This window comes from Streptomyces sp. NPDC031265, from assembly GCF_055570295.1.
The window spans coordinates 94906-109733 of record NZ_JBVIHM010000026.1 but is presented as its reverse complement, the minus strand read 5'-3'; the positions used below and the strand labels follow the sequence as shown (position 1 = coordinate 109733).

General features: G+C 69.7%; 16 protein-coding genes, 1 pseudogene and 1 CRISPR repeat array. Of the genes and pseudogenes, 7 read left to right on the top strand and 10 right to left on the bottom strand.

Annotation, left to right across the window (positions count from 1 at the left end; translation table 11 throughout):
• Positions 1–957: 957 nt before the first annotated feature.
• From ACZ499_RS31360 to ACZ499_RS31345, 4 genes are all read left to right on the top strand, one after another.
• Entirely contained in the window at positions 958–1758 is an 801-nt protein-coding gene (locus ACZ499_RS31360; RefSeq protein WP_468679575.1) for a hypothetical protein, read from the top strand.
• Between the two features lie 89 nt (positions 1759–1847).
• On the top strand, positions 1848–2303 hold the full coding sequence (locus tag ACZ499_RS31355) for a hypothetical protein (RefSeq protein WP_468679574.1): 456 nt from the start codon (positions 1848–1850) through the stop codon (positions 2301–2303).
• A gap of 72 nt (positions 2304–2375) precedes the next feature.
• Positions 2376–2510, top strand: coding sequence for a hypothetical protein (locus ACZ499_RS31350; protein WP_468679573.1), 135 nt, complete (start codon positions 2376–2378; stop codon positions 2508–2510).
• A 27-nt stretch (positions 2511–2537) separates the two neighbouring features.
• The gene (locus ACZ499_RS31345) at positions 2538–3209 is read left to right on the top strand and encodes a transposase family protein (protein WP_468679572.1); all 672 of its coding nucleotides are present in this window, start codon (positions 2538–2540) and stop codon (positions 3207–3209) included.
• Positions 3210–3403: 194 nt separating this feature from the next.
• Positions 3404–3676: direct repeats of the CRISPR family, unit length 29 nt; unit sequence CGGTGGATCCCCGGGCGTGCGGGGTGGAC.
• A 178-nt stretch (positions 3677–3854) separates the two neighbouring features.
• Here ACZ499_RS31345 and ACZ499_RS31340 read toward each other — a convergent pair.
• Positions 3855–4181 (bottom strand): hypothetical protein, encoded by a 327-nt coding sequence (locus ACZ499_RS31340; protein WP_468679571.1) that lies wholly within the window; start codon positions 4179–4181, stop codon positions 3855–3857.
• A 287-nt stretch (positions 4182–4468) separates the two neighbouring features.
• On the opposite strand from ACZ499_RS31340, the pseudogene ACZ499_RS31335 reads away from it, so the two are divergent.
• Positions 4469–4681 (top strand): annotated as a pseudogene (locus ACZ499_RS31335) (DUF2199 domain-containing protein); the annotation flags it as partial.
• A gap of 749 nt (positions 4682–5430) precedes the next feature.
• Here the strand turns inward: ACZ499_RS31335 and ACZ499_RS31330 are convergent.
• The 3 genes from ACZ499_RS31330 to ACZ499_RS31320 all read right to left on the bottom strand — a co-directional run bounded on the left by ACZ499_RS31330 (position 5431) and on the right by ACZ499_RS31320 (position 7367).
• The gene (locus tag ACZ499_RS31330; protein ID WP_468679570.1) at positions 5431–6093 is read right to left on the bottom strand and encodes a hypothetical protein; all 663 of its coding nucleotides are present in this window, start codon (positions 6091–6093) and stop codon (positions 5431–5433) included.
• A gap of 442 nt (positions 6094–6535) precedes the next feature.
• Positions 6536–7000, bottom strand: a complete 465-nt coding sequence (locus tag ACZ499_RS31325; protein ID WP_468679569.1) for a hypothetical protein — start codon at positions 6998–7000, stop codon at positions 6536–6538.
• A complete protein-coding gene (locus ACZ499_RS31320; RefSeq protein ID WP_468679568.1) occupies positions 6960–7367 on the bottom strand; it encodes a hypothetical protein in 408 nt (135 codons plus the stop codon). Before ACZ499_RS31320 ends, ACZ499_RS31325 begins: the two co-directional genes overlap by 41 nt.
• Positions 7368–7470: 103 nt before the next feature.
• Here ACZ499_RS31320 and ACZ499_RS31315 point away from each other — a divergent pair, with 103 nt between their 5' ends.
• Together ACZ499_RS31315 and ACZ499_RS31310 are read left to right on the top strand one after the other, a co-directional pair.
• Positions 7471–7965, top strand: a complete 495-nt coding sequence (locus ACZ499_RS31315) for a DUF6233 domain-containing protein (protein ID WP_468679567.1) — start codon at positions 7471–7473, stop codon at positions 7963–7965.
• Positions 7966–8533: 568 nt separating this feature from the next.
• Positions 8534–8956 carry a DUF2786 domain-containing protein gene (locus tag ACZ499_RS31310; protein ID WP_468679566.1) on the top strand — a complete coding sequence of 141 codons (423 nt, stop codon included), beginning with the start codon at positions 8534–8536 and terminating at the stop codon, positions 8954–8956.
• Between the two features lie 111 nt (positions 8957–9067).
• Here ACZ499_RS31310 and ACZ499_RS31305 read toward each other — a convergent pair whose 3' ends face one another.
• From ACZ499_RS31305 to ACZ499_RS31280, 6 genes are all read right to left on the bottom strand, one after another.
• Complete coding sequence (locus ACZ499_RS31305) at positions 9068–9799, bottom strand: hypothetical protein (protein ID WP_468679565.1); 732 nt, start codon at positions 9797–9799, stop codon at positions 9068–9070.
• A gap of 197 nt (positions 9800–9996) precedes the next feature.
• On the bottom strand, positions 9997–10368 hold the full coding sequence (locus ACZ499_RS31300; protein ID WP_468679564.1) for a hypothetical protein: 372 nt from the start codon (positions 10366–10368) through the stop codon (positions 9997–9999).
• A 128-nt stretch (positions 10369–10496) separates the two neighbouring features.
• Positions 10497–11510 carry an NAD(P)H-dependent glycerol-3-phosphate dehydrogenase gene (locus ACZ499_RS31295; RefSeq protein WP_468679563.1) on the bottom strand — a complete coding sequence of 338 codons (1014 nt, stop codon included), beginning with the start codon at positions 11508–11510 and terminating at the stop codon, positions 10497–10499.
• A 33-nt stretch (positions 11511–11543) separates the two neighbouring features.
• Positions 11544–12317, bottom strand: a complete 774-nt coding sequence (locus ACZ499_RS31290) for a class I SAM-dependent methyltransferase (protein WP_468679562.1) — start codon at positions 12315–12317, stop codon at positions 11544–11546.
• Positions 12314–13459, bottom strand: coding sequence for a YcaO-like family protein (locus tag ACZ499_RS31285; protein WP_468679561.1), 1146 nt, complete (start codon positions 13457–13459; stop codon positions 12314–12316). Before ACZ499_RS31285 ends, ACZ499_RS31290 begins: the two co-directional genes overlap by 4 nt.
• Positions 13456–14715 (bottom strand): TfuA-like protein, encoded by a 1260-nt coding sequence (locus ACZ499_RS31280; protein ID WP_468679560.1) that lies wholly within the window; start codon positions 14713–14715, stop codon positions 13456–13458. Before ACZ499_RS31280 ends, ACZ499_RS31285 begins: the two co-directional genes overlap by 4 nt.
• Positions 14716–14828: the final 113 nt, after the last annotated feature.

Genomic DNA, 14828 nt, shown 5'->3' with positions numbered 1-14828 from the left:
GGCCCATTCCTCGTTCGTGAGATCTCCCCGCCCCATGGACACGTCAACGAGCTCGGAGCGAGGAAGTCACATGATCCGCCGGACAGGCCCTAGGCAGATCGCGGTGCCATCACCAGCCACTCACCAGCGCAACCCGGCAGGCACCAGCACCACGGGGGCCCGCCGCACGTCCAGCTCTACCGTCCCGCCGTCCACGTCGGGGTACTGGCGGACAGCCATCGGACACTCAAGGCACTGAACGAGAACACCGCACTCATCGCAGATCTCACGCACAGCAGTAACAGCGCCGCTCTCCCCGCACGGGGCACGGCCCGGTTGGGCGACGGCTGGCATGCAGGCAACGGTGGGCTGACTCGTGGGTATCTGACCTGCGTCTCTGGCAGCGTCAGCGGAGCATCCTGGTCGGCCATGCCATGAGGTACATAGTGTTCAGGGGGCGGTGGCAGCTGAGGACCGCGTCATAGGTGCCGCCAAGCACTTCGTAGCGGTAGGAGGCGTCGCGGCACAGATTCCCGGGCCGGGGCGACAGGAACCAGGCAGCATCAAGCGCGCCGGCAATCGCTGGATCCCTGGGCGTGCAGGGTGGACGCAGTGGCGAGCAGGGCGGGCCACAGCTGCCGCGGTGGATCCCCGGGCGTGCGGGGTGGACAGCTTGTAATTCTTCGCGACGGAGTCGATGGTCGGTGGATCCCCGGGCGTGCGGGGTGGACGAGCACTGAGCCTTCGCCAACTTGAAGTCGCAGGTCAAAGGGCTGGCGTGACCGGAGCTCGGGGTACTCATGCTGGTCGCGGGCGGAGGTCTGAGGCGTAGATCGTTCGTCAGCGGACGGCTTGCTGGTTCTCGAGGTACGCCTCGCCATCCCGGGCAGGTGCACGGAGGGGTCGGTCAGCGAGGTTCGGGCAGCACGATGTCGGCCCATCGAGGGAGGGCGGGTTCGCACCTGGGACCATGAGCACATGTCCGAGCAGTCGAACCTGATGTCAAGTCTGTGGCCGCTTGCGCCGTCCGGGGCCACCGACTGGCTGCTGGAGCTGTGCGGAGACGGCCTCACCGGATTCATGCCTCCGGCGATGCCCGACGCGGTGTGGGTGCTCAATGCCATGTACGAGCACGAACAGGGGCCGGAAGATGTGTCTTATCACGAGTACCACCAGGCACGTCTTGCCGACGGAAGCGCCCTGCCCCACATCGTTGCCGGCCTCGACGTCGACGCCGTGGCCGTCGCCACGGGAGGAGGGCTGGGCCGTGCCCAGCACCCGGGTCCCGGCTGGCGACGGCTGCGCTGGGCCGAGCTTGCCCGGCGGACTGGTGACCCGGTCGTGCCCGACGGGCTGATGCCCTCCTACCGCTGCCTTCCCTCGGCCAAGAAGGAGGGCAGCTGGCCGATGGGTGTGGTCCCGCCGACCGAGGGGAGCCTGGACCGTGAGACCTGGAACCGGCTGATCGGCATCCTCACCCACTACAGCCCCGCAGGCCCGGACACTCGCTGCCTGGCCTACTACAACCCACTGATACTCGGAGCCATCGACTTCGACAACCTTCACGTGCGTGCGGGTCGGCTCGGCGACGCCGAGATCCTCTACGATCACTCCGACGCAGATTTCAGCCCGTCCAACCTTTGGGCAGATGACCGCTCCTGGGTCCTGTGCACCGACTACGACCTGTGGGCCACCAAGGTCGCCGGGCCCCCAGCCCTCATCAACGCGTTGCTGAACGACTCTGAAATCGAGACGGTTCGTCTGCCTTGGGCGCACTGACAGCGAGTCGGCCCCCTGCCCAACTCCGAAGCCCGAGCGCATTCCGGTTCCTGCCCGCTGGGGCCGGACGGCCCTCTACGATCCTGTGCATGCTGGACCCTGAGCTGCTGGAACGGATCACCGCGCGGCGCGCGGAACTGGACGAACTCGAAGAACTGCTGGCCAAGCAGCTTGCGGAGGTGCGGGCCGAGCGGGACGAACTCGCCGTCGCCGAGCGGGTCCTTGAACGGGTGAGCGAACAGCTCGCCGGCGAACGCGCCTCGGCCGCGCCGATGCCCGGGCAAGTGGGTGGGCAGGCGGTGATGCTAATTCCGCACCGCACGTCGGGTCTGGAGGAGGCCATTCTCCCGCCGGACTACCAGCGCATCCTCGCCGCCGTGCGACAGGCCGCCGGACCGGTCATGGCTCGCGAGGTCGGCGAAGCGGTGGGAGTGGACGTCAGCGTGAAGGCCAAACTCGAACCATTGCGCGGGAAGCTGGTCAGACTCGTCGATCGCGGCTGGCTCCGGAAACTGCCCGACGGCCGGTTCACCACTCGCCTGTGACCGGGAGCGCCGCCACTCGGAGCGCCTCGGCACAGGCGTAACCGGGTTGCCCCCGGCGGCCGTTGGAATTGTGTGACGAATACCAAAGAGCGCGCCAAGGACACCTGCTCGCTTGTCTACCAGTGCCGTCTGCCGCAGGCCACCCGCACCGTCAACCACCTCGCCGATCTACTGCGACGCCATCTGAAGGCGATTCGGTCCAGGTGACGGATCCTACCGCCGGGGAAGATCGCGGTGATCGTCCTGGCCGTGCTGCGCCACGACCAGCGCCTGGCCGACATGGCCGGCGGCAACGACGTATCCGAGTCCACCGTCCGCCGCTGGCGCGACGAGCTGATCGGACTGCTCGCCGCCCAGGCGCCGCGCCTGGACCGAGCCCTGATGAAGGTCGCCAAGCAGGGCGGGGAGGTGGTCCTGATCGACGGCACCCTCATCCGCACCCAGCGTCGCACCGGGAGGGCCGACAGACGGAACTATTCCGGCAAGCACCGCAGCCATGGCCTGCATTTCCTCGCGCTGACCGATGAGAAGGGCCGCCTGATCTGGGTATCCGCCGCCCGGCCCGGCCGCACCCACGACAACACCGCCGCCCGCCACGACCACATCCTGGCCCACCTGCGCGCGGCCGGCCTCGGGGCGTTGGCCGATCTCGGCTTCCGCGGCCTGGACAACGACATCCGCGACCCCGTGATCGTCACCGGCTACGCCGCCAACCGCACCCACAAGCTCACCCCAGGCCAGAAAGATGCCAACCGCGTCCTCGCCGTCGGACGCGCACCGGTCGAGCACGGCTTCGCCCACCTCAAGAACTGGCGGATCCTCACCAAGCTCCGTAGCGACCCCGCCCGGGCCACCAAACTCCTGCGCGCTCTGCTCGTCCTGACGAACCTCGAAGTCAACCGCTGACGGATGATCTTCTCCTCAGACTCCCGCCCACGACCAGCACGAGTACCCCGAGGACCGATCACACCAGCCCTTTGACCTGGAACTTCAAGTTGGCGGCAACTCGGACTGGCTACGCACCGGCGAAACACTGTTCGGTGGATCCCCCGGGCGTGCGGGGTGGACGGCTGCGGCGCGGGCCATGCGCCGGCAGAGGGCGGTGGATCCCCGGGCGTGCGGGGTGGACACCAGCGGAAGGCCCGTAAGGCACGGGTGCGTCGGTGGATCCCCGGGCGTGCGGGGTGGACGTCTCGGCCTCCACGGCCGCCGCGAGACGCGACGGTGGATCCCCGGGCGTGCGGGGTGGACAAGGGCGAGCTGAAGGCGTCGCTGACCAACGACGGTGGATCCCCGGGCGTGCGGGGTGGGCGGGGGTTGAGTCGGGCACGTACAGGGGCGGGTCGGTGGATCCCCGGGCGTGCGGGGTGGACACTTCCTGACCTGTCCCGTTGCAGGCCCTTTGCCGTTTCTTGACTTGCAGGCAGCGGTGTCCGAGGGACGGGTGTGTCATGTCCCCGGGCGTGCGGGGTGCGGAGTCTGGCATGCGAAAACTCCGGGGCGATTCCCGGCCGGGCGGGATGAGGGAAATGTAATGGCTGCTATGGGAATTCACATGCGCGACAGGCCGGTGGCGGGGCTGTAGACGAGCCGGTGGGTGAGCCGCGTGTCGATGGCCCGGCCCTGGGGGGTGAGGAGCAGGACGGGCTGGTTCTTCAAGGCGGGTGCGTGGGGGATGGTCCACGTGGCGGGGTCCGGGAAAGCCTGTGTTCCTCGGAACCAAGACATCCGTAGGGGGACGGTGTTGAGGAGGATGTCGCGCTGCTGGTGACGGTGGGAGTCGGGGTGGATGTGGGGGTGGTAGGCGGTGAGGTCGGCGGGGGGAGTGCCTTCGGGGTCCCAGGAGCGTTCGCCGGTGGGTTGCTGGTAGAGCCCCATGATGCGGACGGTGCGTTCGCCGAGGCGGGAGAGAGCGGCGAGGTGTGGCTGATGGTCGGGATCGTCGGGGGCGCCGTGGCTGGTGCCGCTGACGAGACATTCAGCCGACGTGGCAAGAGGTGGGGTGCCGACGAAGGGGGAGAGGACGCGCTCTTCGGCCTGGGCGACTTCTTGGGCGAGGCGGGTCTGCCGATCGGCGTGGAGGCTATGCAGCCGATGGTGGATGGGCGTGTCACCAGGGTTCGGCGGCAGGTCGAAGACTTCGCGCAGCAGGAGGGGAAGGTGGCGGCTGGCTCACCTCCGACCTGCCGGTCTACCCGGCCACGACCCTCAACCTGAAGACACGCCTCCACACCCGCCCGGTCGGTGAGCGCCCCTTCGTCGAGCTCGAACCCACCGACCATCCCCTCGCCGTGGAACAGCGCATGGGGATCACCCGGGAGCGCGTGCGGGAGATCGCGGCGGCCGTACTCCACTCCGCCAGCAGTGAGGAGCGGTAAGACCGGCGCCTACGCGTCGCCGGTCCCGGTCGCGCCGGCGGGCCTGAGCCGCAGAGGCCCCAGCGGTCCTGGAAGACCGCGGCCCGGTCAGTCTCCGCGGCGAGGATCCCGTGCCCGATCCACGCGTCGCGGTGGCATCGGATGTCCTGCCGGGGGACGCGTCCTACTACCCGCCCGACTATCCCCCGACGTGGTGGACCCGCTTCTTCGACTACCTGTGACCCTCGCCCGCAGTTTCCACGGCAGGGGCATTCCGCGATTTTCAACACCCGAGCCCACCCTTAGCCATCCACCCCACCGAGGCGATCGAAGCCCACCGCGCCTTCCTCACCCGCCGCCGTGCTCTGCGCCGGGGCGGGGAATACCGGCCCGCCCACCAGCGAGGAGTAGGACGCCGTCCCGGGCCGCTTCGAACGCCGCAAGCTCTTTGTCGGCACCAGCGCCCGCGCCTATGGCACTGCCTGCATCCCCGAGCACGCCTGTGCCGATGCCCCCTCCTGCGCCCCGACCCCGCCCAGCGCGGCCGGCTGGTGGAGATGCGCGACAACTCCTCGACCCGATCGCCGAGGTCGAGCGGGAAGGCTGGCTCGGCGAGATCGAAGGGCTCCGCGTCAGCCTCGTCGGCGCCGAGGCCAAGACTGGCCAGATCGACTCGGCGGCATCGGGGGGCCTGTCCTGCTCGGTCTGCCGACGCCGCGAGCGGCCCGGCAAGGGTGATCATTCAGCGTGGAGGAAGAAGTGGCAGCCCCTCACTGGACCAGGCTGGTGTGCGGGTGGCCTCCGTTCGCCGGGCAGGCGTACAACTGCAGGCGGTTGGCGTCCAGCACCGTGATCCCGGGCGGATTGAACCAGATGTCGTCGGGCGCGCCTGCGGGCTGCTCCTCGTAAGGGATCCAACTCGTGTGGTTGCGCTCCCATTCGGACGAGGCGATGGTCAGCAGAGGCACCATCGCGGTCCCGCAGGCCACACAGAACCGCGGCACGGGGTCGGTCAGTCCCCAGCGGGACCAGCCACCGATCTTCCAGCCGGGGGCGTGGGACAGCGTGTCGTCATAAAGCTGCTGCGGGTCGGCCTCGTCGACCACGATGCCCGCTGCCTGCCAGAGCGCTGGGTCCTTGATCTGCTCTCTCAGCTCCTTGGGGAGTTCCCCGAGATTGGGGTACTCGGTGATCTGTTCCGGCGCGAGTACGCAAGGCTTGGGTATGTAGAGGTACTCGTCCGCTTCGAACGGCTCGGGCGGCGCGGCCAGCGCGTCGGTGACATCCGCGGCGGTCCGCCAGGACACCTCGATCGGAATACTTGAGTCGGGATCGTGCTCCGAGGGGCACCACAGGACCTGCAGCAGGTCGCTCCGCCCGGGCGGCCGCAGCAGGGGTATGTCCCGCGCGTACAGCTGGGCCACGGGCACCATGGGGTTACTCCATTCATGCCCGATGCGGCAGTACATCCACGGTTGCTGTGCGGGCCACAACAAGGGCCCGCCGATCGAGCTGTCGTGCACCGTGGGAGAGCCGGGACGCGGGTGCAGCCGGACCGCCGGGCGGGCCAGCGGGGCCAGCGCGGGAAAGACCGCGCCGATATCAACCGGCCGTGGCGGGGTAGTACGTGTGCGATTCATGGTGATGATCATGCCAACACCCACTGACAACCCAGCAGGACCGGCCGCGTCCTGCATGCGCGACGCCCTCTCTGCTCACGCACGGTGCAAAGCGACACCACCCCCTGCCCTGGACCGACCCCAGCCGAGCACGCCTCAGAGTTCAGAGAACTGACCAGGCCGAAGCTGATGGCGCCCTTCCAGATGGTGCGCGGCATAGAGGGCCTCCCGAGCCCCCCGGGGACGGATCACGAGGCTATGCCGCTCCACCCGCCCCGTCACCCCCACGAGGGCCAGGCCGGGGGCGGATGGAGCGGGGCGGTGCTGCGGGCATCGCTGCCTGCAGGTGGTGGCGCCCGTCAGGCGGTACGGGCTCCATCGTGCTGCCGTGGGCCACGCGCAGACCGGGCTGAGGCCACCAGTACGTCCGGTACACCACCTCAAGGCGCCCGGTCAGATCGACCGTGACCATGTAGGCCACCCGGCCATCGGGATACGCATGCCGGGCGTGGACGGACGCGTAACGCCACCGCCCGCCTGCCCGCATCAGCAGGGCCGGAGTGCGCCCCGGGGGCCACACCATGACGGTGGGCGCGGGCCCCAGCTCGGGCCGCCACGGCGGCGCCTCCACTGGCCCGTCGCCCGGTGCGGCCGCCACCACCTGGAAGTCGGTCGCAGGGTCAGGCTGCGGCAGTCGGCGGGCCCTCGACACCTCGGTCATGGTCCCGGTCCTCTCCACCGCTCTCGGCGACGGCCAGGCGGGTGATCTGCTTGAGCGCCTGGCGGGCATCGACCCTGTCCTCGGCACGGAAGGTGCTCCAGAACAGGTGGCACATCCCCTGGATGGACAGCTCCAGCACCAGGGCCCGCAGCCGCTCGTCCTCCGCCCGCTGCTCCGGCGTGTACCCCTCGGTCGCCGGGACCTCGCGGCGGTAGCCGCTGAACTGCTGCTCGCCCGTCTTCCAGCCCTCGGCAGGCACCGCCGACCACGGCAGCGTCGCGCAGTGCCGCGCGTAGGCGGCCTGCGCCTCGTGCAGCCGGCGCTGGGCCTCGCGGAGATCGTCAGGGAACAGGTAGTTTTCAGCCACACATGAATCATACTGCTGTTCGAATACGGGGGTGGGCTCGACACGGCCCCGTAAGTGGGAGGAATGAGCCATCACCGACCAGACCGGCCGCCCGCCCGCGCCTGTGCGGGTCGTCCTGCCCGACGGGCAGGAGATCACCGCGCGCCTCTACGCGCGCTCCCAGGTCCCCGGCGGCTGGCTCTACGACGTCGGCCTGCCCGCCTACCGCAACACCGACCAGGGCCAGGTCGAAGCCGCCGAATACCGGGTCTGGGTCGAAGCCCCCGCCCACGTCCGCCCCCTCGACGGCACCTCCTACGCGAACGTAGCCACCACCCACCTGCCGGACCACATCCCCGACACACCCACCGGACGACCAGCAGGATGGGTTCTCACCCGGCTGGGCAACGGCCGCCGCCCCGGCCGAGCGGTCCTCCATGCGCCCGACTGCACCGAAGCCCCCACCGGCGCCCCCGTCCTCTCGCTGGACCAGGCCCTCACCCAGGCCGAGAAACCAGGCGTGCAGCTGTGCACCCTGTGCGGTGCCGCCCAGGAGCTCGACCCCGTCCTGCGCGGCTTCGACAACGGGTTCGACCACTCCGGCGGGACGTGGGCCTGAGCGCCGACCCCGCACTGTTCAGCACCCCGGCAGGAACCCAGGCCCAGCGCTACGGGGTGAGCACCCAAGCCCCGGTCCTTGGTGGGCTGTACGGGCCCGACCTCGACATGGTGATCCGCCTCATCGAGCGACGGCCGCGAGCGCGTACGCAAGACCCGGATGCGCGGCCGCGAGGTCGAGGGCCCGGCCGTCCCCCGGTGACCGGGCCCCGCCGCAGATCACTGGGGTGGAGTGATCCCCTTGAGAAGGTTCTCCATGCCGAGCAGTCCCGCGTCGAGCGAGGGTGCATTTGCGGGTATCGGCGTTGGCGAAGATCGGGTCGGGCGGGGCCAATTCTGGGTGATGGGCCCGCTGGGCTGTGCACACCGACCAGAATTCCTACAGCGCCTTCGAGCGGGGGCGTTCATGTGGAGGAAGGAGTCGCCGTGAATGACACAGTGGCCTTGGTCACCAACATCATCGGAATCAGCACCATCCTCACCGGCCTGGGCACCATGGTCGCTTCGGGCTTCGTGCTGTCGGAGTGCTTGATCCCTGCGGGCGTGTTCTTTTACGGCTCTCGGAGGTTATGGCGAGTTCGAGCTCCACACGGACCGGCTCGTGGTGGCGGGTGCCTGGGCCTTTTGCGCACTCTGTGTGCTCAGCGTCACGGGTTTCTTCGGGGTGGTGCTCGTCGCCTGGCACCGTTCTGGTGCGCAGCGGAGAAGCATGGCTGGCTGAACGTCCCGCCGGGACACTGCGGTGCAGATGCCCGGCCAAGACAGGCACCCACCACCTGCCACCGAGCGAGCGTGCCGTCGTCAACCGGGCGCGGGCGCTGCTTGAGCGCGCCCTCGCCCACGGCGGCAGCGAACATGAGCGCCACGCCGCGTACACCAAAGCCCGCCAACTCCTCGACGGCATCCACCTTGCCATCCCCCGGCAGGCAGCCGCCTCTATCAAAGCCCACCACCGGCTTCCGCTGCCCCCGGCAAAAGCCAGGCAAGCGTGATCGGTGCGCCTTCCCGGCCTGGACTCTTCGCTACGGGGAGGTTCGTGATCTTCAGTCAGGAGAATTGCGCGACGTTCCACACCCTGGCCCGGCCCCGTCCAAAGGGCGCCGTCAGGGGGTGCGATCGGTCCAGGCCCGGCGGAAGGCATCGAGATCGCGGCGCTGGCGCAGCTCCTCGGCAAGCACGGCGGTAAGGATGTCCCGGTCGAGGTACCGGTCGACGGCATCGAGCACCAGGCCGTGCAGCTCGGCGGGGTCGAGGGCCTCCGCCTCCCACTGAACAGCATGACCGGGGTCGAGATCATGGCGGCGGGCGAAGGCCGGCCAGCGCGGATCCGCCACCTTGCCCACTGCCGCCAGCAAGCCCTGCTCCTGGGCCTGATCAACGGTGAGCGCCAGGTGCTCAATCTGGTCCCAGCAGCGGGTGCGCCCGACGAAGTCCCGCATGCAGTCCTCGCCGCTCGCATCGGCGTCGCCAACGTACGCAAGAATCCGGGGGCGCTGCTCGGCCAGAGCGCGCTCCCGCACCAGGCGCAGGTAGCTCTCGCTGCCGTAACCACGCGACACCAGTACCGGGATCCCCAGCTCCCCCACCCATTCCTCAAAGAGCACCCGGAGCGTGTCCTTCTCCGAACACAGGTAGAGGGCCACCGGCTGGTTGCGGGAGCGGTCGAGGCGGAAGGTGTCGGCCAGGTCGGCGAGCGCCGCGCCGGCGTCGGGCCAGCTGGGCGCCACGTGGATGTTCCGGGTCAGATCCACCAGCTCCGGGCCGTGTCCAGCACGGACGCTCTCGGCGAGCTTCGCCGAGAGTTTGCGGTACGCAGCGGGCCGGTTCGGGATCACTCCCGCCGCACACAGCCGGTAGAACAGCCGCGTCTCTGGCGCAGCGTCACCCGCGAGTCGTACCCCGCAGCGATCCTCCGCGCCTGCTCCACCACCCCCGCCCACACCAACGCCATGTTTGTACCCGCATGGCAGCCGACGGCACGAACAGGCCCCCGACAGCGGCCCCATCGAGGGGCCGGGCGTTGTCGGTTCTGTCAGCTGTGGGCCGGGCCCTTGCGCAGTTCCTCGGCAAGCTCGGCCTCGGCCTCGGCGACGCCCTCGGCAGCGCCCTCGATCCCTGCCTCGGCGAGGCGGCCGAGCACATCGATCCGGCGGCGGGCGTGGGCAATCAGCTCGGCTGAGCGAACCGCCAGCGGAACTGCCCTGCGGCCACTGAGGTACGCCGCGGCCTCCTCGCGGACCTCGGCGGCCTTCTGCGAGCTGTCCCCCGTCTTCTGGATCTCGTCATGTCGGGCGACGACGTCCTCGAACGTGAGTCGAGCCGCGGTGGCCACGCGCAGCCGGTCGGACTCGCGCTGTAGCTCGGCGAGCTCGCGCAACAGGTCGTGCCTGGCGTCAACGGTCATGTCCTCGCGTCCTCCCCAACCTCCGCGCGTGGGGCGCGGCAGCCCTTGTTGTTGCCGAACATGATGTCGACAGATCCCCCCGCCAGGCACCCTCGTTCGGTGCAGAAGCGTCCGGCAGAGTCAAGTACTCAGCGCGCTGTCGACGTGTACAGCTCTGGCTTCGGGGTGCGGGACATGAGCAGCTCAGCCGCCTCTCTGGCGGTGAGCTGGGCGTCGATGACGTTGACGACCACCTCGGTGATGGGCATGTCCACCTGATGGCGGCGGGCGAGGGACAGCAGAGCCGCGGCCGACTTCACGCCCTCGGCGGTCTGCGATGTCGCCGCGGTTGCCTCGGCCACGGTCATGCCCTGGCCGAGGTGGGTGCCGAACGTGCGGTTGCGCGAGAGCGGGGAGGCGCAGGTTGCGACGAGGTCTCCAACTCCGGCGAGGCCCGCGAAGGTAAGTGGGTCGGCGCCGAGAACAGCTCCGAGGCGGGCGGTTTCGGCCAGGCCGCGGGTCATGAGGAGGGCGGTGGCGTTGTCGCCGAGTCCCAGTCCGGCGGCCAGGCCGGTGGCGAGGGCGATGACGTTCTTGACCGCGCCGCCGAGTTCGCAGCCGACGACGTCGGTGTTGGTGTAGGGGCGGAAGTGCTGGGTGGCGGAGGCGGACTGGAGGGCTTGGGCGAGGTCTTGGTTGGTGCTGGCGATGACGGAGGCTGCGGGCTGCTTCGCCGCGATCTCCCGGGCCAGGTTCGGGCCGGAGAGCACGGCGATTCGTTCAGCGGGGAGTGCGGCCGTCTCTTGGATGACTTCGCTCATGCGTTTGCCGGTGTCGGTCTCGATCCCCTTCATGAGGCTGACCACGGCGGTGCGCTCATCAATGTGCGGGGCCCAGGCGGCGAGGTTGGCGCGCAGGGATTGCGCGGGGATGGAGATGACCGCTGCGTCCACGCCGGAAAGTGCCTGGGCGGGATCGGTGGTGGCCCGCAGGGCGTGCGGCAAGGAGATCCCGGGAAGGTAGGCGGGGTTCTCGTGCCTGGTGTTGATCGCGTCGGCGATCTCGGGTCGGCGGGCGTGGATGAGCACGTCGTTGCCCGCGTCGGCGAGAACGGCCGCGTACGTGGTGCCCCACGATCCGGCGGACAGCACCGCGAACCTCATGACGCATCTTCCTTCCTGGACGGTCGCTGGAGCCTATCGGCCCTCGTGAATCGGGCGGCGCAAGGTGAGGACCAGGGCGCGACGGTCAGGCAAGCGGGGCAGCATCCGGTGGGCTTCGGCGAGCATCCGGCCGGCCTGCTCGTCACCAAGTACACGGCGCAGCTCCATTTCGTGGGAGATCCACAGTTGGTAGAGGCGGCCCCATGCGGCGGGTTCCCCGGGGCGCTCGTCCACGTGTTCCAGCTCGAATCCGGCTTCGCGCGCCGACTGGTCGACCGACGCAGCGGGGGTGTCGTGGCGTACCGCCCGGGTGATGACGGCCCGGCCTGCCGGGCGCAGGACGCGGTGCAGCTCACGCAGCGCCGCGGTGCGGTCCGGGGCGAAGGAGAGGACATCCACGCAGACGATGCCGTGCACATGCTGGTCGGGGAAAGGTAGGTCCGACAGAGCGGCGGTGTAGAAGGCGGCGCGGCCGGCGTCGAGAAAGAGGCGGGCGCGCCGGGTGGCGAGGTGGGTGGCGACGGGCGAGATGTCGATGCCGAGCAGCCGGGTCTGAAGGGTGCGGGCGAGCCACAGGCCGATGCCGCCGGCGCCGCATCCGGCATCCAGCAGACGCTGACCGCGGCGCACGTCCAGCCGCCTGGTCAGGGTGGTGAGCAGCGCTCGGTCGCAGGAGCTGTGAGTGCCCAGACCGGCCGGGTAGTCATCGCCCAGGGCCTTGGCGTGCAGGCGGGACACCAGCCGGGTCTGGGAGCGGGCCAGGTGGAAGGCGTCGAATCCGTCCTGCAGCTGCTGTTCGGCGTTCACCGGGGCACCGCCCGGGTGAGCCGGGAGCGGGTGCCGGGGCAGATCACCTTTACCGCGGCGATCGGCGAGGCGGGGTCGGAAAGGTCGACGACCAGCGGCTCGTAACCGGTGGCCTTCTCCACCCGCCGGGCCACGGCCGCGACCTGCTCCGCGAAGCCTGCGCTCAGCGGTGGCTGTACGTCGCTCATGACGGTGTTCCATTCGAGCCGGTGGCCGGGTGCGGGTGCAGGCCTGGGCTGAGGGGCGGCGGTGAAGACCTCTTCGTGGGAGGGGAGGTCGTCGCGGGTCCCGGCGATGCAGGTCAGCCTGGATTGCATCGCTTCGGTGAGCGCGCGCGACAGGGCGATGGATGCTGTGGTGTGGCAGCCGGAGCTGGCGAACCAGAGCGGGAAGTCCTCGCTCCACACGAAGGCCAGGCACACCGGCAGGCCGTAAATACTTTCGACTGCGCTGATCTCCACCTCCATGCCCGCCTGGTACAGGGAGTCCAGGAGCTGTCGGCAGTAACGGTCGTCGACCGTCGCGGGGTGGATCAGCAGGCGGTTGGCCGCGTTGGGTGGATCGCCTGCGGCGAGTACGTCGCGTTCGATCACCTCGAACAGGGCGTGCAGGACAGCTTCGTTGCGGCTGTTCCCGCAGGCGAGTCCGGTGCTGGTGGTGTGCCACAGGTCCGGCTCCCACAGGCGGCGTGCCGCGCCGCGGTGGATCAGACCGGCCGGCAGGAGGGTGGGCTTGCCGGTCAGGACACCGGTGCACGTCACCCAGTCGACCTCCACCGCTGCCAGGTCCGGATGGTGCTGGTGGAGCGGAAGGGCACTCAGAGGATAGGGCAGGTCGAGATCGGCGGCCGCGGCTTTGAGGGCGATGCGCGGCGGCCGCTCCGCGTGCCACAACTCGATGCTCTCCATCACGGCGGAGATCTTCGCCAGCAGGTCGGTAGCGCCCTTGCCCTGCGTGGCGGTGAGCGTCTGCGCTGCGGGCCGGATCGCCGTCCACACCGGCCACCCCAGGCAGTCGAGGCCGGTCAGCCGGGCGACCCGGGTGATCCCGAAGTCCGCCAGCAGGGGTTGCAGGGAGTCCCAGGTGTCCTGAGGGCTGCGGGCCCGCACGGTGCCTTCCAGGCGCAGAACGGTCGCGGTCACCGGGTCACCGCCGCGTGGAGCCGGTTCTGGTCCAGCAGGAGCCCGGTCATGAACACCTTCAGTTCGTCCAGAGCCCGTTGGGGGGTGCGGTAGCCGCAGGTGGCAGCATGCCCGGCCACCGCGTCCGGACCGGTCTTCCACAGGCGCTGCAGGGTGTGGCGGGCCGCCGCAGCGCTGATCGCCTCCAGGCAGAGCCCGTCATTGGTGCGGGCATCGTGGTTGGCGTCGAGGTAGCGCTTGATCGCCGTCCGGTCGGATGACGTCTCCCGCATCAGCAGCAACGCCCTGGTCGTCGGATCGCTCAGGTCGGGCTCTGGCCGGAAGACGAGGTGCGGCGGCACCGTGGCAGCCCCAGGAGCCACCTGGTGTACACGGCTCGCCAGCGGCATGGCCTCATCGACCGTTTCCGGGTGAGGGTGACGGGAAAGGTGCTCGAGCCAGGCCCGCCACGCCGTGGGAAAATCGGGGTCGAAGAGCCGCTGGTACGAGAGGCGCAGACCGATCGGCAGCATCCCCTCCCCCGTCGACGAAGGGGTGAACAAGCAAGCCCATCGCCGGTAGTAGACCGTGTCCCAGCAGCCGGCCGAAGCAGCGCAGGGTTGTGGTCGTGCGGCGGCGCAGGCCACGGTGACGGCCTCGATGGCATCGGCGCGCTTCACATCGCCGAAGTGCTCATCGGCGGCGAGCCGCGCCATCAGCCACCGCTCGAACGCGTGGGCCCCCAGGCGGCGGGATGCGGAGCGGACAGCATCAAGGGTGCGCTGCGGGTAGTAGACGGCGCCCCACTCCCCCAGGAGCTCGCCCGCCCGTTGGGTGTCCAGGATCCGGTCGGACACCGCCTGCCGCAGGACCTCGCGCAGATTGACCAGCGGCCACGTCAGCCGCTCGTATGCGCCGTCAGGATGCTGACCGACGGCCACCTCGTCATCCCCCACAACTTCTCCGCTGGCGTATGAGTGGTAGACCCGCCCAATACCAGTCATGCCGTACGGAGCGAGCTCCACCGCCCGCAGCGGCGCCCCGATCGACGCGGCGCCGTAGACGCGGATCCCCCTGGCCAAAGCGGCAAGGATCTCTTTGTGCCGCAGCGCGGGCGCCTGGTGGTAGGCACCGTCGATCACCACGACGGTGTCGCCCTCGGTGATTGCCGGATCGAACAGGTCGCCGTGCCGTGCCGGGGGGTGGACCCTCACGGGCGGGCTGCACAGCACCGGTGCGTCACTGGCCAGCGTGGGGCCGGTGTAGACGTGGATCACTACATCTCCTTGGCAACGAGTGTGGGGGGGGGGAGGGGGTTCGGGGCCGCCCACCCCCCGGGTCGGACAGAGGGGAGGGGGCCCCCTCCTCCCCACCCCCCCCCCCCCCCCAA

Coding starts and splice junctions, on each gene's coding strand:
- ACZ499_RS31360 (WP_468679575.1), top strand. CDS start 958: ATGTCCGAGCAGTCGAACCTGATGTCAAGTCTGTGGCCGCTTGCGCCG.
- ACZ499_RS31355 (WP_468679574.1), top strand. CDS start 1,848: ATGCTGGACCCTGAGCTGCTGGAACGGATCACCGCGCGGCGCGCGGAA.
- ACZ499_RS31340 (WP_468679571.1), bottom strand. CDS start 4,181: ATGGGGCTCTACCAGCAACCCACCGGCGAACGCTCCTGGGACCCCGAA.
- ACZ499_RS31330 (WP_468679570.1), bottom strand. CDS start 6,093: ATGGTGCCCGTGGCCCAGCTGTACGCGCGGGACATACCCCTGCTGCGG.
- ACZ499_RS31325 (WP_468679569.1), bottom strand. CDS start 7,000: ATGACCGAGGTGTCGAGGGCCCGCCGACTGCCGCAGCCTGACCCTGCG.
- ACZ499_RS31310 (WP_468679566.1), top strand. CDS start 8,534: ATGGCGAGTTCGAGCTCCACACGGACCGGCTCGTGGTGGCGGGTGCCT.
- ACZ499_RS31300 (WP_468679564.1), bottom strand. CDS start 10,368: ATGACCGTTGACGCCAGGCACGACCTGTTGCGCGAGCTCGCCGAGCTA.
- ACZ499_RS31295 (WP_468679563.1), bottom strand. CDS start 11,510: ATGAGGTTCGCGGTGCTGTCCGCCGGATCGTGGGGCACCACGTACGCG.